Source organism: Streptosporangium sp. NPDC000563 (assembly GCF_040299985.1).
In the GTDB taxonomy this organism is placed as follows: Bacteria; Actinomycetota; Actinomycetes; order Streptosporangiales; family Streptosporangiaceae; genus Streptosporangium.
Map to the genome: position 1 here is coordinate 20,901 of NZ_JBEPDA010000010.1, position 24,459 is coordinate 45,359.

The 24,459-nt window shown below is 67.8% G+C and carries 33 protein-coding genes; 31 read left to right on the forward strand and 2 right to left on the reverse strand.

Going from position 1 to position 24,459, the window contains the following annotated elements:
* Positions 1–92: 92 nt before the first annotated feature.
* From ABT352_RS22700 to ABT352_RS22735, 8 genes are all read left to right on the forward strand, one after another.
* Positions 93–407: a hypothetical protein gene (locus ABT352_RS22700; RefSeq protein ID WP_350946887.1), complete on the forward strand. Its 315-nt coding sequence runs from the start codon at positions 93–95 to the stop codon at positions 405–407.
* 53 nt (positions 408–460) lie between these two features.
* The gene (locus tag ABT352_RS22705) at positions 461–718 is read left to right on the forward strand and encodes a hypothetical protein (RefSeq protein WP_350946888.1); all 258 of its coding nucleotides are present in this window, start codon (positions 461–463) and stop codon (positions 716–718) included.
* Positions 715–1,164: a hypothetical protein gene (locus tag ABT352_RS22710; protein ID WP_350946889.1), complete on the forward strand. Its 450-nt coding sequence runs from the start codon at positions 715–717 to the stop codon at positions 1,162–1,164. The genes ABT352_RS22705 and ABT352_RS22710 overlap by 4 nt, the downstream gene beginning before the upstream one ends.
* Positions 1,161–1,475: a hypothetical protein gene (locus ABT352_RS22715; protein WP_350946890.1), complete on the forward strand. Its 315-nt coding sequence runs from the start codon at positions 1,161–1,163 to the stop codon at positions 1,473–1,475. The genes ABT352_RS22710 and ABT352_RS22715 overlap by 4 nt, the downstream gene beginning before the upstream one ends.
* Positions 1,472–1,813, forward strand: a complete 342-nt coding sequence (locus ABT352_RS22720; protein ID WP_350946891.1) for a hypothetical protein — start codon at positions 1,472–1,474, stop codon at positions 1,811–1,813. Before ABT352_RS22715 ends, ABT352_RS22720 begins: the two co-directional genes overlap by 4 nt.
* Positions 1,814–2,038: 225 nt before the next feature.
* On the forward strand, positions 2,039–2,185 hold the full coding sequence (locus ABT352_RS22725) for a hypothetical protein (RefSeq protein WP_350946892.1): 147 nt from the start codon (positions 2,039–2,041) through the stop codon (positions 2,183–2,185).
* 218 nt (positions 2,186–2,403) lie between these two features.
* Positions 2,404–2,652, forward strand: coding sequence for a hypothetical protein (locus tag ABT352_RS22730; protein ID WP_350946893.1), 249 nt, complete (start codon positions 2,404–2,406; stop codon positions 2,650–2,652).
* A gap of 88 nt (positions 2,653–2,740) precedes the next feature.
* Positions 2,741–3,052 (forward strand): hypothetical protein, encoded by a 312-nt coding sequence (locus tag ABT352_RS22735; RefSeq protein WP_350946894.1) that lies wholly within the window; start codon positions 2,741–2,743, stop codon positions 3,050–3,052.
* An 8-nt stretch (positions 3,053–3,060) separates the two neighbouring features.
* Here ABT352_RS22735 and ABT352_RS22740 read toward each other — a convergent pair whose 3' ends face one another.
* Positions 3,061–3,339, reverse strand: a complete 279-nt coding sequence (locus ABT352_RS22740; RefSeq protein WP_350946895.1) for a hypothetical protein — start codon at positions 3,337–3,339, stop codon at positions 3,061–3,063.
* 10 nt (positions 3,340–3,349) lie between these two features.
* Between ABT352_RS22740 and ABT352_RS22745 the strand changes: the two genes are divergently transcribed.
* The 16 genes from ABT352_RS22745 to ABT352_RS22820 all read left to right on the forward strand — a co-directional run bounded on the left by ABT352_RS22745 (position 3,350) and on the right by ABT352_RS22820 (position 12,851).
* Positions 3,350–3,574: a hypothetical protein gene (locus ABT352_RS22745; protein WP_350946896.1), complete on the forward strand. Its 225-nt coding sequence runs from the start codon at positions 3,350–3,352 to the stop codon at positions 3,572–3,574.
* Positions 3,575–3,728: 154 nt separating this feature from the next.
* Complete coding sequence (locus ABT352_RS22750) at positions 3,729–3,899, forward strand: hypothetical protein (RefSeq protein ID WP_350946897.1); 171 nt, start codon at positions 3,729–3,731, stop codon at positions 3,897–3,899.
* Between the two features lie 73 nt (positions 3,900–3,972).
* A complete protein-coding gene (gene dnaN, locus ABT352_RS22755) occupies positions 3,973–5,247 on the forward strand; it encodes a DNA polymerase III subunit beta (RefSeq protein WP_350946898.1) in 1,275 nt (424 codons plus the stop codon).
* A gap of 153 nt (positions 5,248–5,400) precedes the next feature.
* A complete protein-coding gene (locus ABT352_RS22760) occupies positions 5,401–5,703 on the forward strand; it encodes a hypothetical protein (protein WP_350946899.1) in 303 nt (100 codons plus the stop codon).
* Positions 5,704–5,933: 230 nt separating this feature from the next.
* Positions 5,934–6,389 carry a hypothetical protein gene (locus tag ABT352_RS22765; protein ID WP_350946900.1) on the forward strand — a complete coding sequence of 152 codons (456 nt, stop codon included), beginning with the start codon at positions 5,934–5,936 and terminating at the stop codon, positions 6,387–6,389.
* The gene (locus ABT352_RS22770) at positions 6,386–7,036 is read left to right on the forward strand and encodes a hypothetical protein (RefSeq protein WP_350946901.1); all 651 of its coding nucleotides are present in this window, start codon (positions 6,386–6,388) and stop codon (positions 7,034–7,036) included. The genes ABT352_RS22765 and ABT352_RS22770 overlap by 4 nt, the downstream gene beginning before the upstream one ends.
* 112 nt (positions 7,037–7,148) lie before the next feature.
* A complete protein-coding gene (locus tag ABT352_RS22775; protein ID WP_350946902.1) occupies positions 7,149–7,418 on the forward strand; it encodes a hypothetical protein in 270 nt (89 codons plus the stop codon).
* 35 nt (positions 7,419–7,453) lie between these two features.
* Positions 7,454–7,807: a hypothetical protein gene (locus ABT352_RS22780; protein ID WP_350946903.1), complete on the forward strand. Its 354-nt coding sequence runs from the start codon at positions 7,454–7,456 to the stop codon at positions 7,805–7,807.
* 81 nt (positions 7,808–7,888) lie between these two features.
* Positions 7,889–8,503, forward strand: coding sequence for a hypothetical protein (locus tag ABT352_RS22785; protein ID WP_350946904.1), 615 nt, complete (start codon positions 7,889–7,891; stop codon positions 8,501–8,503).
* A gap of 122 nt (positions 8,504–8,625) precedes the next feature.
* Positions 8,626–9,108 carry a hypothetical protein gene (locus tag ABT352_RS22790; protein ID WP_350946905.1) on the forward strand — a complete coding sequence of 161 codons (483 nt, stop codon included), beginning with the start codon at positions 8,626–8,628 and terminating at the stop codon, positions 9,106–9,108.
* Between the two features lie 100 nt (positions 9,109–9,208).
* The gene (locus ABT352_RS22795) at positions 9,209–9,661 is read left to right on the forward strand and encodes a hypothetical protein (RefSeq protein WP_350946906.1); all 453 of its coding nucleotides are present in this window, start codon (positions 9,209–9,211) and stop codon (positions 9,659–9,661) included.
* Positions 9,662–9,720: 59 nt separating this feature from the next.
* Entirely contained in the window at positions 9,721–10,224 is a 504-nt protein-coding gene (locus ABT352_RS22800) for a DUF6349 family protein (protein WP_350946907.1), read from the forward strand.
* Positions 10,221–10,823 carry a DUF4192 family protein gene (locus tag ABT352_RS22805; protein WP_350947123.1) on the forward strand — a complete coding sequence of 201 codons (603 nt, stop codon included), beginning with the start codon at positions 10,221–10,223 and terminating at the stop codon, positions 10,821–10,823. Before ABT352_RS22800 ends, ABT352_RS22805 begins: the two co-directional genes overlap by 4 nt.
* Before the next feature lie 76 nt (positions 10,824–10,899).
* Entirely contained in the window at positions 10,900–11,076 is a 177-nt protein-coding gene (locus ABT352_RS22810) for a hypothetical protein (RefSeq protein ID WP_350946908.1), read from the forward strand.
* A 45-nt stretch (positions 11,077–11,121) separates the two neighbouring features.
* Positions 11,122–11,703 carry a DUF4192 family protein gene (locus tag ABT352_RS22815; protein ID WP_350946909.1) on the forward strand — a complete coding sequence of 194 codons (582 nt, stop codon included), beginning with the start codon at positions 11,122–11,124 and terminating at the stop codon, positions 11,701–11,703.
* Positions 11,700–12,851, forward strand: coding sequence for a DUF3560 domain-containing protein (locus ABT352_RS22820; RefSeq protein WP_350946910.1), 1,152 nt, complete (start codon positions 11,700–11,702; stop codon positions 12,849–12,851). The genes ABT352_RS22815 and ABT352_RS22820 overlap by 4 nt, the downstream gene beginning before the upstream one ends.
* Before the next feature lie 98 nt (positions 12,852–12,949).
* Here ABT352_RS22820 and ABT352_RS22825 read toward each other — a convergent pair whose 3' ends face one another.
* Positions 12,950–15,277 carry a P-loop ATPase, Sll1717 family gene (locus ABT352_RS22825; protein ID WP_350946911.1) on the reverse strand — a complete coding sequence of 776 codons (2,328 nt, stop codon included), beginning with the start codon at positions 15,275–15,277 and terminating at the stop codon, positions 12,950–12,952.
* Positions 15,278–15,305: 28 nt separating this feature from the next.
* Here ABT352_RS22825 and ABT352_RS22830 point away from each other — a divergent pair, with 28 nt between their 5' ends.
* The 7 genes from ABT352_RS22830 (at position 15,306) to ABT352_RS22860 (ending at position 24,439) form a co-directional block, all read left to right on the forward strand.
* Positions 15,306–15,470 carry a hypothetical protein gene (locus ABT352_RS22830; RefSeq protein WP_350946912.1) on the forward strand — a complete coding sequence of 55 codons (165 nt, stop codon included), beginning with the start codon at positions 15,306–15,308 and terminating at the stop codon, positions 15,468–15,470.
* A 135-nt stretch (positions 15,471–15,605) separates the two neighbouring features.
* Positions 15,606–16,625 carry a PIN domain-containing protein gene (locus ABT352_RS22835; RefSeq protein ID WP_350946913.1) on the forward strand — a complete coding sequence of 340 codons (1,020 nt, stop codon included), beginning with the start codon at positions 15,606–15,608 and terminating at the stop codon, positions 16,623–16,625.
* 42 nt (positions 16,626–16,667) lie between these two features.
* Complete coding sequence (locus ABT352_RS22840) at positions 16,668–17,369, forward strand: TIGR02391 family protein (RefSeq protein ID WP_350946914.1); 702 nt, start codon at positions 16,668–16,670, stop codon at positions 17,367–17,369.
* Between the two features lie 417 nt (positions 17,370–17,786).
* Complete coding sequence (locus ABT352_RS22845) at positions 17,787–21,176, forward strand: AAA domain-containing protein (RefSeq protein ID WP_350946915.1); 3,390 nt, start codon at positions 17,787–17,789, stop codon at positions 21,174–21,176.
* Positions 21,169–22,599 carry a phospholipase D-like domain-containing protein gene (locus tag ABT352_RS22850; protein ID WP_350946916.1) on the forward strand — a complete coding sequence of 477 codons (1,431 nt, stop codon included), beginning with the start codon at positions 21,169–21,171 and terminating at the stop codon, positions 22,597–22,599. The genes ABT352_RS22845 and ABT352_RS22850 overlap by 8 nt, the downstream gene beginning before the upstream one ends.
* A gap of 92 nt (positions 22,600–22,691) precedes the next feature.
* Entirely contained in the window at positions 22,692–23,015 is a 324-nt protein-coding gene (locus ABT352_RS22855) for a hypothetical protein (RefSeq protein ID WP_350946917.1), read from the forward strand.
* A 293-nt stretch (positions 23,016–23,308) separates the two neighbouring features.
* Positions 23,309–24,439, forward strand: coding sequence for a ParB/RepB/Spo0J family partition protein (locus tag ABT352_RS22860; RefSeq protein WP_350946918.1), 1,131 nt, complete (start codon positions 23,309–23,311; stop codon positions 24,437–24,439).
* Positions 24,440–24,459 lie beyond the last annotated feature (20 nt).

Below are 24,459 nucleotides of genomic sequence, written 5' to 3' on the forward strand. Positions count from 1 at the left end.
GGTAAACCACCACAACCTTTGTACTATCAAAGTAGTAAATTGATATGATTTAGATATAAGAAAGCGCTTCGCAGCCACTCCTGGAGGACGCCGTGACCGTCGCAGCCATGACCAGCAACCAGCGCACCATCAAGTGCGAGGACGTGCGCACCGCGCTCTGCCACTTCGACCTGATGTGGAGGCTGTACGTCAGAGGCCAGAGCAACCGGGGAGAGCTCGACGAGGCGCGAACCATCGCGATCACCAGGGTTGGCCACTACATGCTCGACCTCGCCAACGAGATCGAGGGCGAGGACGCCACCACCATGCGAGCCCTGGCCGCCCAGCTGCAGGCCCAAAAGTCGCTCAGCCCCTACCAGCTCGCCGCCCAGGCCGGCCTCGCCGAGCGGCTCGCCCGCCTCACCTGATCGTCCGGGAGGGGGCCGCCGGCCCCCTCCCGCTCCGAGAAAGAGGACAGGCCGTGAACCAGACTCCGAAGCGCCCCCAGACGAAGACCCGACCCCTCGGCCTCACGTGCCGCGCCCTCACCCAGATCGGCCGGCACGTCCTGGTCGGCATGGACGTCAAAGACACCACCGTGAAGGCCGCAACGGACGTTAAGGCCGAAGCGCTTTCCGAGGGCCGGCCCGAATCCAGCGCCACCGCGATCGCCGTGTTCGTCGTGAGGGCCGGCGCGCAGCGGGTGGCCAGCCTCGCCGCCACGGAGGCCCGGCGATGACCGCGCACATCTTCCTGTCGTGCCCCGAACACCCCCAGCTGCTGCGGTGCGACGACGACCGCGGGTTCGCCGTCGACAGCGTCACCTCGGCCCGCGCCCTGCTGGCCGTCCTGTACCCGGACACGGCGGCGGGCAAGGTCTCCAGCGTCGTCCTGGACTGCGAGGCAGGCGGCTGCACCATGCGCTTGTACGTCAACGCCGACACCGTCGAGGAGGCCCGCACGCGGGCCGCCACCCACAACAGCGGCTGGTACACCGCGCGCCGCTCCGGAGGCCGCACCATCGACGCCTGCCAGTACCACCTGGGCACCTGCTGCGTGCACCACGCCTCCCCGCACTCCCCGACGCTCGACCCGTCCGCTGTGCTGCCCGACCGATCCGACCAGCCTGCCTCCAGCACCGCCCAGCTCGACCTGTTCGCCCTGACCCAGAGGAGGGCCGTGTGAGCGTCGTCCTGCCCGACCTGCACCCCGTCGCGCCCGAGGCGCTGACCCGCCACCACATCATCCGCGTCACCGCCTCAGAGACCCTCGCCGCCAACGACGTGTACGGCTTCGTGCGCGCCACGAAGCACTTCGGCGGCGGCTCCTGGCGAATCCGCTGGGAGGCCGCCGTGGCGGTCGCCCCCGGCGAGCCGAGCACTGGAATCCTGCACGTGCGCCCCGGAGAGGCCGTCTCCTGCGTGTCCCGGGCGCAGTGGCTCCGGCTGCCGCGCCGCCTCACCTCCCACACCGTCACCGAAGGAGAAAAACGATGATCATCAGCATGACGTGCCTGCAGGCGCGTGCCCACCGCCGTCAAGGGCGCGCCGCGCTCGCCCTGGCCGACCTGCTCACCGAGGAACTCCCCGTCCTGCTGTGGCAGGTGCAGGCCGCGGAGCACGCGGCAGGCTCCCTGCTCGGCGTCCGCGACGACGGAGACCCGGCCAGCCGGGTCGACGCGGTCGACGAGTGGGCGCGCCGCCTGGGCGTCACCCCGTCGTGGGAGAAACTGGCCAGCCACGGTGGCGAGTACCGTGCGGCCGGCTGGCATCTGGGCACCCGGGTCACCGTCCGCGCCTGGCTCGACGCGTCGCCGCTGGAAGCGAACACGTGACGCCCTCAGTCCTGACGGCCCGAGAGCGCTGGGCCGCCCCCGGCGAACAGCGGGCACGGCCCGTGCCGGGCCTGCCTGGGGCAGCACCGCCGCCCAGCTGGCCCGGAGCGGGTCCTGCGGCGAAATAACCCCTGCGCTTTCTCTGTTTCCCCACCAAAACAGAGAGTATCAAATAGATAGCAGGGTATGATTTAAATATCAAACTTCACCACCTTTGGAGGCGGAATGGCCAGGATGATCGGAAAGCCGCGAGACATCCAGGTGTGCTGCAAGGCGTGTGACCCCATGCTCCGCGGCTCCAGCGACCGCCGCCGTAAGCAGGTGCGGATCAACCGGCGCCGCGAGAAGCGCGCCTGGCTCAAGGAGCAGTAGCGGCAGCAGCGCCGCACGGTGGGAGGCTGGCCGGCCTCCCGCTCCTGCCGGTGGCCGCCGCGGCCGGGGTGAATCCGGGAGACCGTCGCCGCCGGGCCGCATAATTCCCCGCAATTTTTTCATTCTCTCCACCCCACCTCGCGACTATCAATTCCATAAAAAGATATGATCTAGATATAAAAATTCATTACTTCACCACCTTCGAAAGGGGAACCCTCGTGGACCTCATCGCCACCCTCTCCGCCGACCTGCGCACCCAGCTCCTCGCGCCCGACGTCGCCGAGCTTCGCACCCAGGCCGAGCGCCTCCACGAGCGCGTTCCCCACGCGGTGGTCGTCACCTTCATCGCGCAGGGCCTGGCCGCCGCGGGCGACAACCCCTGCCTCCTGGAGTGGAAGGTGGCCAGCGCGCGCGAGGCCAACCGCCTCCTGGCCGCCGACCCGGACGAGCTGGAGCAGCTCGTCTAGCCGGCGAGGGCGGGAGGCCCTGTGGCCTCCCGCCCTCGCCCCGAAAACCATCCGCCCATCTCAAGCGAGCACGAAGGAGTCGTATCCCATGACGGTCATCTGCAGCGCCCCCGGCCTCGACCACGTCCACTGGGCCGGCCGCCCCGGCAAGCGGTTCATCCTGGAGGATGCTTGCGTCGCGAGCGACTTCGGCTACATCCGGTCTGACACCGGCACCGACCGCCTGTCGCGGCTGTCGGACCTGCACCTGTGCGGTCCCGGGACGGCCGACCCGCTCGGCGCCGTCAGCGAGCAGGAAGCACTCGAGGAAATGCTCGCCGACCTCGAAGAGGAGGCCGACCCCGACACGATGCCCCTGCGCGAGGAGCTCGGCTCCCGCCTCGCCCACATCGCCGCCTGACCCACTTCTCACGCAGAGAGGCCACCATGGTTTCGATCGACTTCGGCAAGGCTGCCGCCCGAATCGCCAAGACTCGTCGCGAAGAGGTGCGCCAAGCACTCGGCGGCATCGAACTCTCCCCGGACGAGCACCAGCTCATCTGCGGCCTCGCTTGGAAGGGGGGCGCAGGAGCTGATCTCGCTGATCGAGAAGGTCCGCCAGGCCGAGCGCTGCGAGCGTGCCGAGCCGGCGCTCGCCCCGGGCGGCGCGACGGGCTTCGCGTTCAGCCCGGCGAACGAGGAGAGCAAGGCGGCGATCGTGGCCGCGATCCACCGTGAGCGCGGCGCGGTCGTCCGGGCCGGGTGGCCTGGGCTGCCGGTCGGCTGGCTTCCGGTGCGGGACGCGCCGTCGCTGCACGAGCTGGTCGCCGAGGGCCGCGTTGAGCTGGTCACCATCACCGCGGCGAGCAAGACGGTTCCCGGCAGGCGGGTCGAGTACGGGTACGTGCGCATCGCGAAGGAGGCCGGGCCGCCCCGACGGTGAGCCGGTGAACACCACCCCTGACGGGCCGGGAAGGACGCCGGATACCTGGCGGACATTTCTGCTGGTCAGACCCCAACCGCTGTACTATCAAAGCTATAAATTGATATGATTTAGATATAAGCACGGTAGTCACCGCCACTTCCAAGGAGTCGCCATGCGCGCCCAGATCAACACCGAGCCCTTCGAGTTCAGCCACGGCGCCAAGCCTCGCGGCGAGGGCAACTGGTTCTTCGAGGGCGCCGGCGGCACCGTGATCAACCTGGTCGGCCGGTACTCCGAGCAGGCCGCCAAGCTGCCCGCCGGCACCTGGAAGGTCCTCCCGTAACCAGCGGTGGCCGCCCCCCGGCGGCCACCCCTTCCGCCCGCTCCGATCGCTTCCTCTCACCGAAGGAGTCCGCATGTCCGCCACGACCGAGAACAAGCCCCAGAACAAGCCTCAGAGCAAGCCCCGCGCCAAGCGCGCGGCCGCCCCCAAGGCCGCAGCCGGAAAGAAGACCAAGGCGCAGCCCGCCGCGCAGAAGCAGGCCGCGCCCGCGGTGTTCACCGGCTTCCGCGTCGACCGCGACGAGTTCGCCTACGCCGTCGCCTGGACCGCGCGGTCCCTGCCCTCTCGCCCCTCCGTTCCCGTACTGGCGGGCATCCGCCTCGACCTGGCCGACGGCCAGCTGCGCCTGTCCGCTTTCGACTACGAGGTGTCCTCCGAGGCCACCATCGACGCCGCCTTCGACGGCGCCGCGCAGCTGCTGCTGCCCGGCCAAGTCCTCAACGAGATCGTCCGCGCCCTGCCCGCCGAGCGGATCGACGTCACCGTGAACGGCACCAAGCTGGTGATGGTGTGCGGGGCGGCCCGGTTCACCCTGCTGACCATGCCGGTGGAGGACTATCCGACGCTGCCGGAGCTGCCGCCCACGGTGGGGCGCGTTAGCGGGGCCGTGTTCGCCGCCGAGGCGGCCCGCACGGTCATCGCGGCGGGCTGCGACGACGCGCTGCCGATGCTGGCCGGCGCCCACCTGGACTTCAACGGCGAGACGATCACGATGGCCGCCACCGACCGGTACCGGCTGGCGGTCGACGAACTCGCCTGGCGGCCGCAGGCCCCGGACTGCGCCGCCACGGTGGTGGTTCCGGCGAAGACGCTGGCCGCCGCCGCCAAGGCGTTCGCCGCCGTCGACGAGGTGGAGATCTCACTGTCGGTCGACGTGACGCACGGCGGAGGACTGGTGGGCCTGTCCGGCGGCGGCCGCCGCACCACGATCCGCCTCCTGGGCCTGGAGTTCCCCAAGTACCGGTCGCTGCTGCCCGACAGCTTCGCCGGGCACGCTGACCTGCCTGCCGGCCCGTTCGTCGAAGCGGTCAAGCGGATCGGGCTGGTTGCCGAACGCGGCACCCCGGTCCGGCTCCGCTTCGACGGCGACCAGGTCACCATCGAGGCCGGTACCGGTGACGAAGCGCAAGGGGTGGAGTCGCTGGCGGTGAAGTGGAGCGGCGAGCCGATGACGATCGCGTTCAACCGCGGCTTCCTGCTGGACGGGGTCGGGGCGTCCGGGGCGGCCACGGTCAGGCTCAAGATGAACGACGAGGTCAGCCCCGCCGTCGTCGTCGGCGTCACCGAGGACGGCCAGCAGGCCCCCGGCTACGAGCACCTGGTCATGCCGATCCGTCTGGCGAGCTGACCTGCGCCGCCCGCCTGGCAGACGACGCCGGGCGGGCGGCCGGCGTGCCGGAGCGCGTTCTCCCAGCTCAAACACAACAAAACTAGACTATCAAGATCGATGTTTGCTATGATTTTGATATAGCAAATCGGGCTTTTTCACCAGGAGGTCATCATGGGTGCCCACCCCTTCGCCGACTACATCGCAACGCTCGATGTGGAGGCCGCCTACCGGGGGGCCGTCGACATGGCCATCAGCGAGTACGGCCGCGACCCCTACAATGGCACCATCTCCACCACCGACGGCTACTTCGTCCTCGACGCCCCCCCGGCCACCCTCACCGAGGCATCCGAGACCTTCCTCGACCGGCTCGACGACCCGCGCATCGAGCGCCGCGGCGACTGCGCCGCCTGGGCCATCCGCGACGAGGCCGGCACCCGCACCGGCTGGTTCTTCTTCGGCCTGGCCTCCAGCTAACCCACCCCGGCCCCCCGCCCGAGCAGGCGCGTTCAACCGCGGCTTCCTGCCGGGCGGGGCCGGGCCGCCCGTAATCAGGCCCAAGATGACCGACGAGGCCGGCCCCGCCCTCCTCGTCGGCCACACCGAAGACGGCCAGCCGCCCCCGGCACCCGACTCCCCAAACTGCTATCAAATCCACATGCTCCTGCGGTTGGGATATGACCGTGGAGGGTGTGGAGGAAGGCGACATGGCAACCACCATCCAGCAGACCCGCCGCTTTCACCAGGTGCGCTACCTCGGCGAGGAATGGACTTTGCCCGTCGACGCGCTGGGCAACAGCAGGCTGGCCAGTTTGCTGCGCGCCGCCCGCGGATGGGGCCTGCCCATCACGATCAGCCCGGTGGCCCGCACGGAAACGGTGCGCGCCTGCACCTGGTGCCGTGCCCGCGCCCGCGCCCTGGCCTGGGCCGGACCCCGCCGGTATGAGCTGAACACCTGCGACGCCGCACAGTGCGTCGCCGGCCGCCGCGCCGTCCACGAACACGAACTCGACCCGCCGGCCCACGTCACCGCCCGCCCCGAGCGGCTTGACGACGCCGCGGCCACCTGCCGGACCAGCCGCTCACAGCGCTTCTCAGACCCGTTCGCACCGCAGCCCTCTCCTTCCCACCCGGCCCCGCTTCCCAGGAGGTCACAGTCATGACCGGTTCGTTCCCTGTTTGCCCGTACGCGGTGCTGCTCGAAGCGGCCCGCCTCCTGGCCGGTGAACCGGCCCGCACCGCCCTGCCCGGCGACGGCGGCTTCCTGCTGGCGGCCCTCGCCCGCGCCGCCGGTGTGCGCGCCCGCCTGTGGGCGTCGCCGTTCCCGCGGGAGCTCACCGGCGAGGAGACCGCCCAGGCCGGTGTCGCCCTGTCCGCGGCGGAGATCCTCGCCGCGCATCTCGGCGTCGACCCGGGGATGCGCCGGCCGCGCAACCCGGGGGATCGGCCGGCGCTCGTGGCGTACTGCGAAGCCGTCCGGCGGCGGCTCGGCACGCCGGGGGCCGGGGGGCTGTCCGGCGGGCGGGTGCGGCTGGTCGCCGCACTGCGCGGCGCGGTCCCGCCGCCCAGCCGGGACGCGGCATGGCCCTGCGGCTTGGAGCCGCTCGCCTACCAGCTCGGCGACGGGCGGGTGGTGTGCGCGACCCGGTGCCTGCCGCACGGCCTGGCGCAGGAGCGGGCCGACGCCGGGCTGCACGTCGGTGATGTGCAGCCGTGGACGGTCGACCTGTGCTTCGACGACGAGGACCTGCGCTGCGATTGCTGCGGCGGCCTCCTGGTGCGGGCGCCGGTCCCGTCCGACGACGAGTAGGCCCCTTGGCGGGGGTGAAGAAGCCGGCCGCCGCGGCGGAGCTGGGTTTTTTCCTGCGTTTCATCCCCGCCAACCCTGTACTATCAAAAGCATAAATAGATATGATAAAGATATGAAATTTCGACTTTTTCCCCTCTCTCGGAAGGCGCCGGCGCACCCGCTGCCCGTTGACTGCGAGGTCGCCATGCGCACGGCCATGGAGGGGACCCCGCACGCCCGGACCGCGGTCGGCAAGGTCGTCGGCCACGACCACACCGCGAACGAGGGCGCCGCCTGCGTCATCGTCACCTGGCCCGGAGCCGAAGGCTTCACCGCCACCTACCACCTGGAGGCGCTGGTGCGCGTCGAGCGCGGCGGCGACGGCACCCCCCGCCCGGTCTGAACTGTCCGTTCCCCTTCTCCCGCCTGGAGGTTCCCATGATGATCCGTGACCGTCTCGTCAGCACCGGCAACGCCGCCGCCAACGCCTACCTGCGGGCGGGGCGTAACGTGCTGCCCGCCCAGTGCGCCGAGGAGTCCAGCCGCGTCGGCTGGCTCCGCGCCGTGGAAAACGACGAGAAGCGCAGGGGGTTCTACGGTGCGGCCGAGCGGCGGCAGCAGGCGGAGAAGCTGTACGACGTAGACCGGAACGCGCTGACCGTCGCCAGCCGGGCCGAGAAGCGGACCCGCGAGGCGGCCGAGCAGGCCGACCCGAAGGCCGCAGCCCTCGTCCAGGGCGAACTCCTTGCCATCTGGTCCGACTACCACGAGCTGCGCGAAGCACGTTCGTAAACCCGCAACCCCGGGGGGTGAGTCCGCCCCCCCGGGAAGCCGCAGGCAGCCAGCCTCATCGCTTTTTGGAGGGACGTCATCATGCTCACACCGCGCACCGTCAAGGTCGCCGTCACCCTGCCCCGCCCACAGTGGGAACTGCTGCTGCTCGGCGTCGCCGACGCGGCCGGCCGGCTCTACGACCACGCCTGGAACTGCGAAGCCGAACACCAAGACCGCTGCGCCACCTGCGCCGGCCCGGCCCGGTCCTGCGACTACCGGCAGATGGAGCAGGCGATCCGCACCACCCTCGACGGCAGAAACGGCCGTTTCAGTCTGGTGTTCTCGGCTGCCGCCTGGGAGGTGGCCGCCGACGCCCTGCACGAGTACCTCGTCACCAGCCCCTGGAAGGCGCGCCGTCTGCGCGCCCTGGCCACCCGGGTCGGCCGGCGCGTCCGCCGGGCCCACGGGGCGGGCGCCCGCACACCAGGCGCGCACGAGCGCGTGCTCCTGCGCGACGAGCTCGCCGAGCTGGACGAGCAGATCAGCGACTGGGGGCATGACCTGTTCGACATGACCCGCACCGTTGCCGCCCCAGAGGAGGAGTGGAACGCGTGGGAGGAGCTGCGCGGCGACCGTGCGGCGATCGCCGCGCAGCTCGGCTGGCGACCACGCGGACGGCGCGGCACCCGCGCCCGCTCCTGCGGCCGCCGCTGACGGCCCCGCACCAGGCGGTGACTTTCCGGCGACCCATCCGCAAAAACACTGGACTATCACAAAGATAGCATCATATGATTTTGATATAGAAATTTGGTTTTACCCCCACAAGAGGAGTAGGCGTGATCGCAGTCCGCACCACCGCCCCGAAGGTCACCATCGTTTTGCCGCACCACCTGACAAACCTCCTGGTCGACGCCCTGGACGACGCCTCCGACCGCCTCGACAACGCCGGCTGGTGCTGGTGCCCCGACACCGGAGAGTGCGGCATCTGCGCCGGCTGCGCCGAACGGTTCGACCGCGCCTACCGCTACCGCGACTACCGCGCCGAGATCACCGAACTGCTCGACGCCGACCCCCGCCCGGTCGCACTCGCCTTCGACGCCCGCTCCTGGCAGGAGATCATCGGCGGGGTGGGGGCCGGCGCCGACCAGGCGGCCGACTGCTCCTGCCTCAACTGCCGCCACAACGACCCGTGCGACGACTGCGCCGAGCAGCGCTGCATGGCCCGCACCTACCGCGCCCTACAGGCCCGCCTCACCCTGCGGCTCCGCAAGCCACGCAAGCCGCGCGGCACCCGCGCCCGCTCCCGCCGCCGCCGCTGACCCGCCCGGCCGGGCGGAACGCTCATTCCCGCGAGCCCTCGCCCGGCCAAGGCTGCTATCCGAATCATAGAAAACTGCGATTCAGATAAGGAGGTTCGTTGTGTGTGACCGCCCTGGAGGAACCACGCCCGCCCCCGCCGAGATCGTCGTGGCCGCCCCCGCTGGCACGTGGAACGTGCTGCTCGACGCGATGGACGTCGCGGAACGACAGCTGCGCACCCCCGCCTGGAAACGGCACGACCCGAAGACCCACGACAACGACTCGTGCACCGGCTGCGCCCAGGAACTACGCCGCCGCGCCTACCAGAGCCTCCGCGACACGGTCGACCGCCTGCTGTGCGACGCGGACGGTTCCCGCCCAGCTCTGCGGCTGCCCGCCGAGCAGGCGCAGCTCCTCGCCGCCTCCGTCGACGAGGCCGCCGAAGCCGTCGGCCGCGGCATCAACAGCCACTGCCCCAACTGGTTCGACCTGTGCGACGACTGCGAGCAGGAGCAGCGCAAAACCTCCGCCTACGACAAGGCGCGAGCCGTCCTCACCGCCCAGCTCACCTAACCCATCGCCCGCCGCGCGGCGCCTGCCGCGCCCGCACCTCACGAAAGGAGGGGAAGGCCGTGCCCACCACGACCCAGCCGACGACCGCGATCACCCACCCCGACCCGGGCGAGCGCCTGTCCGGCCACTGCCGGGTCACCGTCACCTGGCAGTACCGGCCCGACGACGTGCCGATGGAGCCCACCGAGGAGGAGCCGTTCCACCTGCGCTACCGCTCCTACTGCGGCGGCTGCGGCCACACCGGGCCCGCCCGCTCCCGCGAGAACCGCGCCGCCGAGGACGGCTGCGACCACGCCTACCCCGGCTGGCGCGACCTGCCCGTCATGGGCAAGCGCCCCTACCAGGGCAAGCCGCTGGCCCGCTGGGAGGAGGAGGCCCGCGCCGTCTACCCGCCCGGATGGTTCGACCGCCAAGGCCCGGTACGTGAATACCGGCCCGCCGGCCTCACCCGCCACGTGCCCGGTTACGCGCCCGGCGGCGGCTACTGCATGGCCGTCATGCTCCGGCAGCCGCATCGGCCGCACAACACCCCGGCCACCGTCCAGACCAGCCTGTTCGGCTGACCCGAAAGGAAACCAGCACCATGGACCTGCACGCCACCCGCGACCACTGCCGCGACCTCCTCACCCGCATCCACGCCAACGGCAACCGGCGCGACTACCCGGCCCTTCTCGCCGCTGAGACCAAGCAGCGGCTCCACACCGCCTACGCCAGCAGCGACAGCGGCGAACCCCTGCCCGGCGCCGAAGCGATGAAGCTCGGCATCGCCCTACACGTCCCGGAACTGCGCGACTGCGCGATCGCCGACATCACCCCCGGCAACGCCGTGGACCGCATGACCCGATGGACCAACATCGCCTTGCGCGTCCACCCGGTGTTCGTCGCACCCGCCGCGACGGTGGCCGCGTACGCCGCCAGTCTCGCCGGACAGCGAGGCGCGACCCTCGCCGCCCTGGAGGTCGCGCTGACCTTCCAGCCGGACTACCAGGCCGCGCAACTGCTCCTGCGGCTCGCTGGCCGCGACGAGCCCGCACCACGCATGGACGACTTCGCCGAACAGCTGCACGCGAAGCAGCCCACAGCCGATTGGCTGCAACCGCTCGCCGCACGCCTGCAGCTGTTCTGCCAGCTCGACTGGCAGGCGCGCACGCAGGCGAACTGACCCGAAACCTCCGCCGCCCCTCAGAGAGAGGCCTCGCTGTGAAAGTCCACCCCGACGTCCTCGACAAGGAGTCGCGATGACCGCCCTCGCCACCTTCGCCTTCACCCTCGTGCTCGACTGCGGCCACCGCGCCGACCACAGCGTGTGGGAAGGCGTCGACCCGCGACGGGACCTGGGCTGGGTGCCCGGCATGGGCCGCTGGTGCGGGCCATGCGACCGCAACTCCACCGTGACCGACGTCCTGCACCCCTAACCCCCTGGGAGGCGCGCCGCCTCCCGAAGAACAGGAGCATCCGTCATGCGCACCGACCTGTCCGCCTTGAACGCCCACTGCCGCGACGTTCTGCACCGGTTCACCGCCAACGGCGCCCGCCCCGACTACCCGCGGCAGTTCATCGTCGACGGCCGCCGACTCCTGGACGGCCTGTACGCGGGGGAGGACGCGGCTCCCGCGCTGCCCGACTTCGACAAGACCAAACTGGGTGTCGCGCTGCACGTCATCTGGCTGCGTGACCGCGCCTGGTGCGACCTCAACCCCGGCAACGCCGCCTCCCGAGCCGTTCTGTGGGTCGACGTTGCCATGGCCGTCCCCCCGGTGTTCGGCGCGCCCGCCATGTTCCTGTCCGGGTGCGCCTCCGCGCTCGCCGGCGACGACGACACCGCCCGGCGCGCGCTGCACATCGCACTGCTGTGCCAGCCCCGCTACACGGCGGCGCTCCACCTGAAAAGGCTGCTGAACCTCGGGCCGTCCCGCGGCTACTACGACCTGTCTGACTCCAGCCTGCCCGCGCCGCCACCCTCCGCCGCCCTGCTACGCCCCCTGGTCAACCGCATCCTCCGCTTCATGATCCCCGCACCCCGTAAGGAGTACCAGCGATGACAACGATCCGTATCGTTCACAGCCGGGCCGAAGGCACCCTGATCGAGGGCAGCCGGAAAGGCGACGGCGTGTGGGAGATCGTCCGCACCCGCGGGTTCCGCTCCTCTCGCACCGTCGGCCTGTACGTCCCGCACTCCCGGGACAAGGCCGTCAAGACCTGGATCATCAACAACGCCGCCGGCGCTCTGCGCGCGGCCGGTTTCACCGTCGAGGTGTCGATCGACGACGAGACGCCAGGCCGGTCGTTCGCCGAAGCCGAAACCGACCGCAACACCTGGTCGGAGGATCGGGCCGACCGCTACGGCGAGCGTGCCAACCGCAACACGGCGTCCGGAAACGCACGGTGGGAGAGAACCCGGGAGCGGATGCGCCACCGGCCCCCCGGCCAGCCGACCCTCGTCGGCCACCACAGCGAGCGCGCCGACCGGAACCTGCTCGACTGGGCGCACCGCCAGGAAGGCAAAGCGATCGAGGAGGTGAACACGGGCAAGTACTGGGCGGGCCGCGCCGCCGCGGCCGAGCACTACCGGCAGCACCGGGAGGACCCAGGCAGGACCCGGCGCCGCATCGACAAGCTGGAGGCCGACCGCCGGCGCCTCGTCCGCCAGTCGCAGGAGAAGCCGACCAAGCTGGTGGGGGAGGGGCAGGAGCCGCCGGACGGCGCGGTAGTGCTGCAGACCTACGACGACGGCTCCCGCTGGTGCCAGATGCCGATCTCCGCGAAGACGAAGGCCCGTTACGAGGCCGACATCGCCGCGCTCGACGACGAGCTCGGCTACTGGCGGGAGATCCTGGCGAAGGCCGCCGAACGCGGGGTGAAGCTGTGGTCACGCGACGACTTCAAGGAGAAGGACGTCTTCGTGATCACCCGGTGGGGGACGGCGGTCGAGGTGATGCGGGCCAACCCCAAGAGCGTGACGATCCCGTGGTCGCACTACTGGATCACGGGCGGCCCGGGCGCGTGGTCGGTCGCCGACTGCGAGCAGGCGAAGCGGGACGGCGGCCGCCTGCACACCGACACGGTCCCGTACAACGAGGTGCGAGGGAAGGTGACCCGCGCTGAGCTGGAAGGGCTCGACCCAGGGCAGGTGCGGGAGCTGATCGCCCGCAAGGTGCGTGAGGCGCGCGGCGACGCCGTTGACGAGTAGCCAGTCCTCGGGGTCGGCGGGTAAAACCCCTGCTCAGGAGTTAAATTCTATCTTCATTCTGTAGGGAAACAATTGCATTGGCGAACCTTGTCTGAGGATCAGGCATAGTCCCAGCAGCGGGTGTAAAGCCGCGGAATCCGGAACATTGACCTGATTTGCGTGCCGCGCTGCTCTACTACGCGTTCGAGGAAGCCCAGGCGCTCCAGAAGGCGGACCTGTTCGCCGATCTTGCCCTCCGCGCCGTCGAATAGTTGTTCCACCTCAGACAGCGTGAAGCTGGTGAGCTTGCCAGCTCGACAGTTCAGTACGAACGTCGGTGCGACCTTGAAGTCGTTGACTACCTCCGAGAAGCTCAACTCAGACAGTTTCGTCATGGCCCGCTGCACCGCATCGGCGGAAAACAACGGGACAGCGGCGACGACGGCGTCGGGTTGTGCCGCGTGCTCCCGGGTCAAGTGCAGCAGCAGTACGGCTAGGCGCGGGGAGATGTCGCCGTTGCCATTCCGCAGCGAATCGACGAGCCAGCGGTCGATGGGTTGGCCCTCGATCTCGGTCGGGAACAGCACCTCCAGCGCGGCGCGCACCTCGGTCTCTTCGTCGGTGACATGCAGTCGGCGGGCGAGCCGGTCGAATGGTTCGTTGGCGAACACTCTGCGGATCAGCACCTGCAGCCAGTCCTCTTCCGACCAGTCGAGTGTGAGGGACCGGGAGACCAGCTTGTTTTTCTCCTGGATGTCGTACAGCTCAAACAGGTCCGTCCGCAGGAACACCACCAGCTCGATACTGTCCAGTCGGGATACGTGGGCCTCGGCCTGCAGTAGTGCCTGGACCAGGGCCTCCTGCCGGCCCCGGTCGTACTTAAACGTCTCATCGATGCGGTCAAGCAGTACCACGACGCGCCGCCCCGTTTGGTTGAGCAGGTTGTCTGTCTCCTGCAGCAGTGACTCGACGTCGAGGAACGACCCGCCGGTCCGGGTGCCGGCGGGAAGCGTAGCCTCGAAGCTGACCGGCCCCACCCCAAACTTCAGCGTCGTACCGCCCAGAAGGCGGGCAGCCGCGCGCATTGCGCGCCCGATGCGGCCTGGTGGTTCGGTGGGCAGCCCGAGCGCGGCCCGCAGATCCTTGGCGTTGCGCCGCAACGCCTTGGGCGCCTCGCCGGGGACGGTCGAGGCCACTACGGCGGCGATGACCACGAGCCACGCCGCGCGCAGCGCGTCAGCGTCCAGCCAGGCGTCCTTGTCGACGATGCGGTGCAGCAGGTCGCCGGTGTTGGCGACTGGGAGGGTCTCGACGGACGTTTCTTCCGCGAGCTTGCGGAAGATAGCGCTTTTGCCTGAGCCGCGGTCGCCGATAACGATGGACCGCTGCTGGCCGAGGATCCGGTCCAGGCTGTGCCGCCCGACGAAACTCGCGTCAAGCAGGTCGTCCCGTTCCGCCTCCTCCGCACCGAACCTGAGTTCGGCCAGCCGGAATGGCCGCACGAAGACCCGCCGGGACAGCAGGGCCTCCTGGATGAAGACATGAGCGAACGCCACAGTCCCGGCCTGCTGGTCGACGGTGAACAAGCTGAGCACCGGCGGGTAGCCCAGTACCCTCCGGACCTGGTCTTCTGGGACCCGCAGCTTCCCAGCCAGCGCCGAAATGCGGTCCTGGCCACCGGCGAGGGCGAGCTCCTCCAGGAACAGATCGAGCAGGGCAGGATCCGGGGAAGCGCTGAGGGCATCATCGACCACCGATTCGATCACGCCTTCCAGGTGGTCCCCGAACACCAACCCGTATGCCGCGCGGTGTTGCGCGGCGCGGGCCGCCAGGCGAGCAACGAGTGGATTTCCATGCGTTAGCGTGACGACAGCGCGGATGGCGTCCTCCGCGAGGTTCGGATCGGTTTCCCGCAGCATGGCGACCATGTCCGTCTCGGCAAGGGGCCCGAGCTCAAGCACGTCGAACTGGTCGAACCGGCGGACCTCAATGCCGGGGGTGGGGCGCGACGCCACGACGAGCTTCCAGCCGTTCAGGGCGTGGCTCAGCTCCTCGACAGCGGCGGCCGTCCGCCGTGAATAGGGCGACTCGTCGAGGCCGTCGAGCAGCAGCACGGGCGCCTGCAGCTGCTCGGCAACCTGGTTCAATACTGCTGCGCTCTGCCGGAGAGAGCCGCCCCCCGATGCGCGGATCGTCCGCTTGTCCTCGAAGACGCCCGCCACCCGCGTGATTTTGTCCATGATCTGGGCCGAGAGATTATCCACATCGATGAGCCGCAGGCTGATGAGGAAGGCCGCCCGGCCCTGCCGCTGCAGTTCAGCTTCGAGCTGCTGAAGCAACACAGTCTTGCCGATCGCCGGGCCGCCAAGAACGAAGACTCCCCGGCGGTCCGGGTTGTCGAGGCGGTGCAGGAAGTCGACGAGTTCAGGGCGCTGGAATGACTCCACATTGTTCACGGTAGCGGCCAAAATATCCGTGCGGTGGGATACGGATCTGATCAGCCAGGCCGGGACGACCGCCTATGCCACCGCGGTCGACCACGTCAACGACGCCTACCCGGGCTGTTTTCGCTACGTTGCCCGCCTCGGCCTGCGCGGCTCCTACATCCCCGCCGAGTCGGCTGCGCAGGCCGAGCGGTGACCGGCATCGCGTGCGCGCTCGCCTCATCCCCTGCACGCTCGGTAAGCGGCGTGAGAATACGCCTTACTGTCCGGAGCCGTTGTGGCGACTCAAACCTCATGAAAACTGTCACTGGTGGCCGCTACCGTTACCTGCATGGAGAACCCGTTCGCGGGGTTGCTGACTCCTGCCCACCTAGACCCCTATGGCGGCATGGGGCCAAGGTTTCTCGGCGTTGTCGATACCTGCGCTCTGCTCAGCAGCATCCGTAACGACGTCGAGCACGGCCCACAGTGGCGGTCGCGCCTGCTTCGCATGACCGGCGACGGAATAGCTCTGCTCTACGCCTCCGATCACGTGTATACCGAGGTATACCGGCGACTTCCCAAGATTGCGCAGAACAGCTCGGCCTCGGTTGATGCCCTCCGCCAACATTTCGAGCGGGCGTACTTACCGGCACTACGCTTTGTCAGCGTTCAGGGGGGAGACTCAGATGATCCCCAGGTCATGGCCATCACGGACCCTGACGACGTACCGACCGGGCAGCTCGCCAAACTCATCGCGCCGTGTGTCGTGTTCTCCGAGGACCGGCACCTGCGCAAGCCCGGACTGGCTCCTAATCGATGGCGCGAGGTAGCCCGGGCCGGCGTCAATCTCAACGAAGCCGTGTCCAAGAGGGATACCGCAGGCCGCGTCGTCGCCCTACCTCTCATGGGAATGGCGGGGCTCGTCAAGGTGACGGCTCGGCGGATCGAAGTCTCACCCTGGCTACTCAGTGCCTCGCTTCTTGCCGCAACCGCGTTCTTCCTGCGGAGACCTTCTCGCAAGCAACGGGCGGGCGAGTACATGACAACGTTTTTTGGAGCACTGGCCGCCGAGTACGAACAGGCAACACAGCTGGAGCAGATTAGTCTTCGCGACCTTCGGCTAGTGAGGCTGTCCCCACCAGCTGCACCTTCAGTGAGGCAGCAGGTAGCAATCGTGCTGGCACGACAGCAAGGACCGCTGCAAGCCCGCGAGATCCACGAACTAGTCCAACAGCACTTCCAAGATCACCTGATTCCTGGCCTTGGCAAGGTGAGAGCCGCGCTGGTGGAAGGGCCGGAGTTCGTGCAGTCGGGGCGCAACCGCTGGTCTTTCGGAAGGCAGGCGCCCCCATGGCAAGGGGTGCTCTGACTCATATTGTGCCGCCCTATTTCGATCTTCGGAGGAGCACGCGTGATCTCCCTGACGCCACAGGCAGTCCTGGAGCTTTCCGTTGATGAATTGGCCCTGCATGTGCTGGCTGACCTCGTCAACGTAGAGGAATGGAACGAATACAACTACTCGCTGCGATACGTCCAGGACACTCAGCACGGCTTCTCGCAGCGGAAGGAGACACACGAAGCTATCGCTGAAGCTCTGGGCTGGCTCCGCGCGCACGGAATGATCGCGCGGACGCCCGGTAACCACACCGATGCTGCGATCTTTGTCACGCGGCGGGGCCACGAGGCGCTTAAGATGACTGTCCACGACATCCGTGCTGTCAACCGAGTCCAAGACAACCTCCACCCGCTCATCGGACAAAAGGTGCGGCGGCAATTCCTCCTCGGGGAGTACGAGAACGCAATCTTCGTCGCGATGAAAGCCGTTGAGATCCGCGTGCGGAAGGTCGGGGGTTTCGGCAAGGAAGTAGTCGGTTCTGACCTCATGATCAAGGCCCTGCGGCAGGGAGGTCCACTGGCCGATCCCACGGCGCCGCCCGGCGAAGTCGACGGAACAATGATGCTCTTCCGTGGCGCTTATGCCGTCCTGCGAAACCCCTCTGGACACCGCGAGGTTTCGTTCGACGACGTGACCGAAGCTTCCGAAGCCGTCATGACGGCAAGTCTGCTCATGCGCATGCTTGACCGCATCGAACAGCGCCTAACCGGTCCATGAATCAACGGGCTCTACCGGAATCCCAGGTTCATTACCTACCATCGACCCGCACACCAACAGAATCGACTGGACCCTGCGAACCAGACACCGATGACGCCCGACCTGCGCCCCGCCAGCCATGCTCTGCCTGTGGCAGATGAAAAAGGTCCCACGGACGGGTCGTTCGAGCGGCTAGGTAGCCGTCTTGAGAACTTCAAGCGCACCGAGGGAGACAGGGAGAACTGCCGACTGGCTGTCGCCATTCACGGCCTGGGGTGAGCTGTGGTCAACCAGGATCGGCGCCAGCGAACAGGTGCCCGCTGGTCGGGCTGGCTGTGAGCAGGCATGCTCAAATCTTCGAACGATTGTTCAGTTCAACCCAGATTCCGGTATGCTGCGCTGCGCTAAACACGATGAAGGGGCTCAACGTTGCGTCTAGTGGCGAACAGGTATGTCGTTGGGGCCGACGCTGAGCGCATCGGCGGTCAGGGCAAAATCGTCAAGGCGATCGACGGTGGCGACGGAACCCAAGTCGCCCTGAAACTCATTTCTCGGCGTGACGCCGACGAGATTCAGAAAGAATACTTCCGCCGCGATGTCGAAGCCCTCTACCTGCTGGATCACCCGAACATCGTCTCGTTGCGTGATTTCGGCGAAGACGAGGACGAGGACGCGTTCTATCTGGTCATGCCTTGGTTCGACAAGAACCTGCCCGAAGTTCTGCCTGCAGATGGTGATCTTGGTTGGGACGACTTCGCCGACCAATGGGGGCTCCCGCTGGTCGAGGCACTGGCCCACGCGCATCAGCGCGACGTCGTCCACCGCGATGTCACCCCCTCGAACATCCTGATCGCCGAGGACGGCACCCCAAAGCTGGCTGATTTCGGTATTAGCAAGATCCGTAGCCAGCTGACCACGGGGCTCACGCTTGTCGAGCACTTCTCGCGTCCGTACGCGCCGCCGGACCGGCAGGGCATGGCCAGCGCGAGCCGGGACGTATGGGGTTTCGCCGCAACCGCATTACGTTGCCTGACCAGCGGTCCATTCGATGACTATCCCGACATCCCAGCAGCGTTGGCCGATATCGATGTGCCGCCACAGGTGCATGAACTACTCACCCAGTGCACCAGCATGGACCCGCTGGCCCGGCCGCAGAACGCGGTGGTGTTGCGCAGTCGGCTACGGGAGATCCAGTCCAGCCGTCAACGCCGGTTCTCGACGTACGTCCATCGCCTGCAACTGCGGGTCAGCGAGGACGCGGCCCGGAGGCTGGCCGCGCCGCCGCTGGACCGTGACTCCGACGCGATTGAACAGGCTCTTGCGAGCGAACTGGCCCAAGGCGCTCATTTGCTGAGGTACACCGACGGCGCCGGGAACGTGTCGACCAACACGTTGGAGTTGATCGGCCGAGAGCGTCGGCTGCGGCTCGCGGTGCTGGCCGACAGGCCTGAGTTTGTCCTGACTAAGGTCAACGATGCGGCCGAGTCAGTCCTTGAGGGTCTGCGTCGGCGGGGCTGGCCGGTCAGCGATCAGATCGTTTGGACGTCGCGCCCCCAGCCGCCCGCAGCGGCCATGGAGGCCAAGGAACTGGTCCTCGCCGGCGTCGACGACCACTACATTCGGCTGGACGACGAGAAGTACCGTCAGGCCGAGAATGTGATGTTCGACAAGTGGATCGACCTGCTTGAAGCGAAGGAGGATCTGGAACTCGAGCGGGAGACTTCATTGGCGTACAAGTCGATCGACATCGATGGCCGTCGCGTTAAGTTCCATCTCCGCGAGGCCAACAACTCTGACCTTCTGGGAAAGGAACGGGTCTGCCGTGGATCGGCGGGGCGGCCCATCGGCGGTCCCGGTGTCGTGATCGAGCAGGACGACACGACCGTCACACTCGCCTACCCGAGAAAGATTAAAAGTCTGCCGCGCACCGGTGAGCTAGCGCGGCACATTGCGCCGACTGCGTCGGCGTTGCGTCGGCAGCGCGAAGCCGTCGTCAATGTCCGCGCCGGGATCTCGGTCCGCCCGCAACTGCGCACGCTGCTGCTCGACCCCACGCGGATCGCAGTTCCGGTCGCCCGAGTGATCGACAAGTGGTCAGGTAGGGCGCTGGACAACGACAAGAAAACCGCCGTCATGACGGCGATGGGCAGCGACGACTTCTTCCTGCTTGAGGGGCCACCGGGCACCGGCAAAACGAGCTTCATTACCGAACTGGTACAGCAGGAGCTGGCCCGCAAGCCTGACGCGCGGATCCTGCTGGTCAGCCAGGCCCACGTCGCGGTTGACAACGCACTGGTACGGCTCTCCCAAGCTGGCGTGGACCATCTGGTCAGACTCGGCAAGGACGACGACCCGCGGATCGCTGCTGAAGCCCGCGAGCATCTGCTCGATCAGAAGATGCCCGGGATGATCCGCGAGGTTCGACAGCGGGCCGAGGCTGAACTGAAACGACGCGCCACCGCTGTTGGCGTCGGGCTCGGGCATGTGGAAGGTGCTGCGGCGATCCTTGAGCTGATCGAGGCGCTACGCGAACTCGGCAATACCCAAGCCCGGCTCGACGGCCTCGACACCAGATCCGGCAGCACTAACGGTCAGCTGCTCGGTTTCGGCGAGCAGGACGACGAATCGCAAACCGCCTCGCTCAACGACCGTGTGCAAGCGCTCGGCGACCGGATCGACGATCTGCGCGAGCGGGCCAACCTGGCCCTGGGCGGAGACCTGGACCTGCCACAAGAACTGACCTTGCAGATCGCCCGGGACGCTTTCGACGCCGTCGTCGGCGATGATGAACAGCTACGCAAACTCGTCGACCTGCTGACCCTGCAAGCAGAGTGGTTCCAGCGGATCGAGTCAGGCCGCGAGTTGGAGGGCGTGGTGCTGCGGGCGTCGCGGGTGGTCGCTGGTACCTGCCTGGGGTTCCTGTCGCACCCCGCCGTCCGAGACCTCCAGTTTGACCTCTGCATCTTGGACGAGGCGTCGAAGGCGACCGCGACCGAAACCTTGGTGCCGTTGTCGAGATCCAAGCGGTGGGTGCTGGTCGGCGACTCCAACCAGCTTCCGCCGATGCAGGAAGAGATCCTCGACCACCCTGAACTGATGCAGCGGCACGGCCTCGAACGCGCCGACGTCGAGCAGAGTCTGTTCCAACGGCTGTTGGACCACGCGCCCGCTGCTGCTAGACACCGGCTGACCCACCAGTACCGGATGGTGCCAGGTATCGGTGACCTCGTGTCGGCCTGCTTCTACGATGGCCAGCTAGTGTCGATGCCTACGAATGTGCTACCCGGTTGGGACGTGCTGTACAAGCCGGTCACCTGGTTGGACACTGGCGCGATGGCAGATCGGCGCGAACAGGCCGATGGCACCAGCGTGGTCAACCACTGTGAAGTACGCATCATCCGCCGCGCGATCACCACCCTGTGCGCGGCACTGGAAAAGGGAGTGGTCACACCGCCGGACGGCAGACCATTGCGGGTACTGGTGTTGACCGCCTACGGCAAGCAGAGGGAACGGCTGCACCATGCCGTGGCCGGTCTGCGATCGGAGAACCTGGAGATCGAGGTCAATACCGTCGATGCCGTCCAGGGACGCGAAGCCGACGTCACTTTTTACTCCGTGGTCCGCAGTAACGAACAGCGCAAGCTGGGGTTCCTCGGACCGCTGCACTGGCGGCGCATCAACGTCGCCTTGTCCCGGTCGCGCTACGGCTTGGTTATCGTCGGCGACGCTCCGTTCTGCGAATCGGTGCAAGGCCCGCTTAGCAAGGTGCTGACCCACATTCGGCGTCACAACGCCACCTGCACGATCGGAGACGCGAGCAATGGCTGACGCTACCGTTATCGCGGCGCGCCGCTACAGCGACCAGCACCCCGGCTACCAGCTTGCCTACGCCGGTGAAGCGGCTGTACCAGTGTCTATGCTCACTCTCGACGTGCTGGCGCAGCAATGCAAAAAGCTTCCCCTAGTGGACGAGTTCGTGCTGCGACTGGTCGACTACGGCATCCACAAGATCAGCAACATGGCAGCTGTGCTCGGCATCGATGTGCCGACAGTCTCGGACGCTGTTGTGCACCAACTGTCGGCCGAAACCATCGAATACCGGCCGGATAGTCTGGGGGGGCGCAAGGTTCTGCTGACCTACGGCGGCCAGCGCGCGGTTGAAGAACTGTCCACGGTCACACCGCAACGCACTGAGTACCAGCCAGCGTTCGACCGGTTGCTGTGGAAACCGATCCCGCACAGCCGGTCCGATCTGGTTACCCGGGCTGAAGCCGAAGCGCTGGGCATGCTGATTCTGCCGTCCGCTCGCACTGCGGAGGTTGCCGCCAGCGACGTGACACCACGGCGACTTAACCTGTTGTTGCATCAGGCCCAGCAGGACAACGACCACCCGGAAATCGAAGTGCTCAGCGTCGAGGCGATCACCCGCCAACCGCGGCTTTACCTGCCCGCCGTGCTGCTGGTCTTCATTTCGGACACGGCCGATGACCAGCGCTTCAACCTTGTCGTTGACGACACGCTCAGCGAGCCCCACGACAGCGCGCTGCACCAGGTAGGCGGACTAGAACGAACCAGAATCCAGATAGCACCCGCCGTCGGCGAATCGGACCTGCCGGAGCCACTGCGTCACCAGCGCACGCCCTATGATGCGGTCCGCGACCTGCAACGCCGGGCCGACAACCCGCAACTAGCCGATAACGGCACTCCCGTCCCGATCTTGCAGGGCGCAGAGGAGCATGAGAGCGTCACCGCCCGCGCCGAGCTGGACGCTTTGACCGTCCGCTCCGTGCCGCTGTTCGAGCACCGGGAACTGCTGATGACCGCGCTCGGGACCGCCAACACTAGATTCCTGTTGGCCGCACCTTTCGTGCGAGACGCCGTGGTCACTGGCGACTTCCTGGCCAAGCTGGAAACCATGCTGCGCCGGTCGGGCCTGACTGCTCACATCGGCTACGGCTTCGGCCACGACCTCAAGCACAGCGACAACAGCGCTCTCGGCCAGCTGCGTACGCTTGCCCGCCGATACCCTCGGCTCACGGTGGCCCACGTGGCTGACCCGACCGCCAACATCCTGATCTTTGACGACACGTGGGTGAACAGCGGCTTCGACTGGCTGTCGTTCCGGGACCAGCCCACGCACACCTACCGGCCGGAGGAAGGAACGCTCGTACGCGACAAAGCGCACGTCGACGAGCAGTACAACCACTATGCCAAGCTGATCACTCGAGCCGACGCGGCCACCAAACGCTGAGAGGCATAGCGTACGGCGGGTCACCGTGGTCAGGCTGCGGAGTACGTCTCCCACCAGGCGGCGATTCGCCGTGATGGGGCCGAAGACTCCTCATGGAGCACCTGGCCATCGCGCTCAACCCGCATCAGGGTCTGGCCGGCGGCGAGCAGCTCGTCGGCATGCTCGCCGCCGAACCCGGCGCCCGCCCGCTGCTGGGCCAGTTCGCCCGCCACCTCGCCGACCAGGAATGGGCGCTGTACGAGGTGAAACGTGCGTTTCGGAAGAAGGAGGGGGAGGCCATGAAGATGGCGAACGCCGTCCGCTCCCTCGTCCGCGTCGGCGTGGGTGGCCGCGCCGAGATGCTCGACGAACTCGCCGCCCGCGCCCGCACGCTGAACAAGCCGGTCGAACGCGACGGCGCGCACCGCCGTGTCTGAGCCCACCGCAAGAACATGTACTTTCCGTGCGTGGAGGAGCTGCTGACGGTCGCGCCCGCCTTGGCCCCCGACAAGATCGGCCCCGGCTTTGGCGAGGCGTGGGAGAAGGGGCTGCTGGGTCCGAGGCAGCTGCAACTCGTTGCGTGAGGCAGGCCTGGGGGCCGGCCTCGCTGCGCCGGGGGAGGGAATTTTTCTCCGCTCAACCCCCCAACCCGATTGATATCAAAAGCATAGCATCATATGATTTAGATATAACAAGGGCGGTTGCCTCCACCACCATGCAGGAGAGCCAGATGGCCATCAAGACCACCACCAGCAAGACGGCCCCGGAGACCGCGAAGCCGGCCACCCCCGCGAAGGTCAGCCAGAAGACGGTTCCGACCGACCGGATCGACCGCGACCCGAACCAGCCTCGCGAAGTGTTCGACCAGGAGAAGCTCGACGAGCTGGCCGCCTCCATGAAGGTGATCGGACAGCTGCAGCCGATCAGCGTCCGCTACATCCCCACGACCCGGCGGTACACCATCGTGATGGGGGAGCGCCGCTGGAGGGCCGCCCAGCAGGCCGGCCTCCCCGAGATGCACTGCCTGGTGCTGCATGGCATCGAGGAGGGCGACCCGGAGACGTTCGCCAAGGCGGTCGCCGAGAACGTCGGCAGAGTCGACATGACCCCGCTGGAGGAAGGCAAGGCGTTCCAGAAGCTGATCGACTTCGGATACACGATGGAGGAAGTCGCCACCGTCTGCGGCAAGTCCCTCAACTTCGTCGAGCTGCGCGTGGACCTGCTCAAGCTGTCCCTCTCCATGCAGGAGGCGCTGATCAAGGGGCACGTCCCGGTGGGACTCGCCTGGTACGTTGCCTGCCTGGCAGCCGACAACCAGAACCGGTTCCTGGCCCGCTTCACCCGCGGAGAGTTCCCCACCGTCCGCGACGCCGAAGCGTTCGCCCAGGCGTGCCGGAAGGCGGAAGAGGAGCAGGCCAGCCAGGGCAGCTTCTTCGTCCTGTCCGAAGACGCCGTCGAAACGATGCGCACCAGCGGCGGCGGCCAGCAGGCCGACCTGCTCGGCGGCCTCGACCTGCCCGACGACAAGCGCGAGCAGCTCGCCGCCGACCGCCGCCTGCTCCTCGGGAAGATCGATCGGCTCAGTGCCGCCGGCGCCATCCTCGCCGAGATCGCCACCATGGACCCCGCCGAGCTGGCGATGCTGCTCGCCGGTGCCCCCGGCGGCCTGCCCGCCCAGCGCATGCGCGTCGACTACCTCAAGGAGATGACGGGCAAGGCCACCACGGCGCTGCGCCAGGCCAGCGCGGTGGCGGCCGTCCGCGCTGGCTCACTGCGGATCTCCCCCGACATCGCCCCCGACGCCGCCCCCGACGCCGCCCCCGAGGCCGCCTCCGACGATGCCTCCACCGTCGCGGCGTGACAGCCCAGCGGAGGTGCCCC

Bases quoted from the DNA above. Each gene is read 5' to 3' on its own strand.
- ABT352_RS22710 (WP_350946889.1), top strand. From the start codon at position 715: ATGACCGCGCACATCTTCCTGTCGTGCCCCGAACACCCCCAGCTGCTG.
- ABT352_RS22720 (WP_350946891.1), top strand. From the start codon at position 1,472: ATGATCATCAGCATGACGTGCCTGCAGGCGCGTGCCCACCGCCGTCAA.
- ABT352_RS22725 (WP_350946892.1), top strand. From the start codon at position 2,039: ATGGCCAGGATGATCGGAAAGCCGCGAGACATCCAGGTGTGCTGCAAG.
- ABT352_RS22735 (WP_350946894.1), top strand. From the start codon at position 2,741: ATGACGGTCATCTGCAGCGCCCCCGGCCTCGACCACGTCCACTGGGCC.
- ABT352_RS22750 (WP_350946897.1), top strand. From the start codon at position 3,729: ATGCGCGCCCAGATCAACACCGAGCCCTTCGAGTTCAGCCACGGCGCC.
- dnaN (WP_350946898.1), top strand. From the start codon at position 3,973: ATGTCCGCCACGACCGAGAACAAGCCCCAGAACAAGCCTCAGAGCAAG.
- ABT352_RS22760 (WP_350946899.1), top strand. From the start codon at position 5,401: ATGGGTGCCCACCCCTTCGCCGACTACATCGCAACGCTCGATGTGGAG.
- ABT352_RS22765 (WP_350946900.1), top strand. From the start codon at position 5,934: ATGGCAACCACCATCCAGCAGACCCGCCGCTTTCACCAGGTGCGCTAC.
- ABT352_RS22770 (WP_350946901.1), top strand. From the start codon at position 6,386: ATGACCGGTTCGTTCCCTGTTTGCCCGTACGCGGTGCTGCTCGAAGCG.
- ABT352_RS22775 (WP_350946902.1), top strand. From the start codon at position 7,149: ATGAAATTTCGACTTTTTCCCCTCTCTCGGAAGGCGCCGGCGCACCCG.
- ABT352_RS22780 (WP_350946903.1), top strand. From the start codon at position 7,454: ATGATGATCCGTGACCGTCTCGTCAGCACCGGCAACGCCGCCGCCAAC.
- ABT352_RS22785 (WP_350946904.1), top strand. From the start codon at position 7,889: ATGCTCACACCGCGCACCGTCAAGGTCGCCGTCACCCTGCCCCGCCCA.
- ABT352_RS22810 (WP_350946908.1), top strand. From the start codon at position 10,900: ATGACCGCCCTCGCCACCTTCGCCTTCACCCTCGTGCTCGACTGCGGC.
- ABT352_RS22815 (WP_350946909.1), top strand. From the start codon at position 11,122: ATGCGCACCGACCTGTCCGCCTTGAACGCCCACTGCCGCGACGTTCTG.
- ABT352_RS22820 (WP_350946910.1), top strand. From the start codon at position 11,700: ATGACAACGATCCGTATCGTTCACAGCCGGGCCGAAGGCACCCTGATC.
- ABT352_RS22835 (WP_350946913.1), top strand. From the start codon at position 15,606: ATGGAGAACCCGTTCGCGGGGTTGCTGACTCCTGCCCACCTAGACCCC.
- ABT352_RS22850 (WP_350946916.1), top strand. From the start codon at position 21,169: ATGGCTGACGCTACCGTTATCGCGGCGCGCCGCTACAGCGACCAGCAC.
- ABT352_RS22855 (WP_350946917.1), top strand. From the start codon at position 22,692: ATGGAGCACCTGGCCATCGCGCTCAACCCGCATCAGGGTCTGGCCGGC.
- ABT352_RS22860 (WP_350946918.1), top strand. From the start codon at position 23,309: ATGGCCATCAAGACCACCACCAGCAAGACGGCCCCGGAGACCGCGAAG.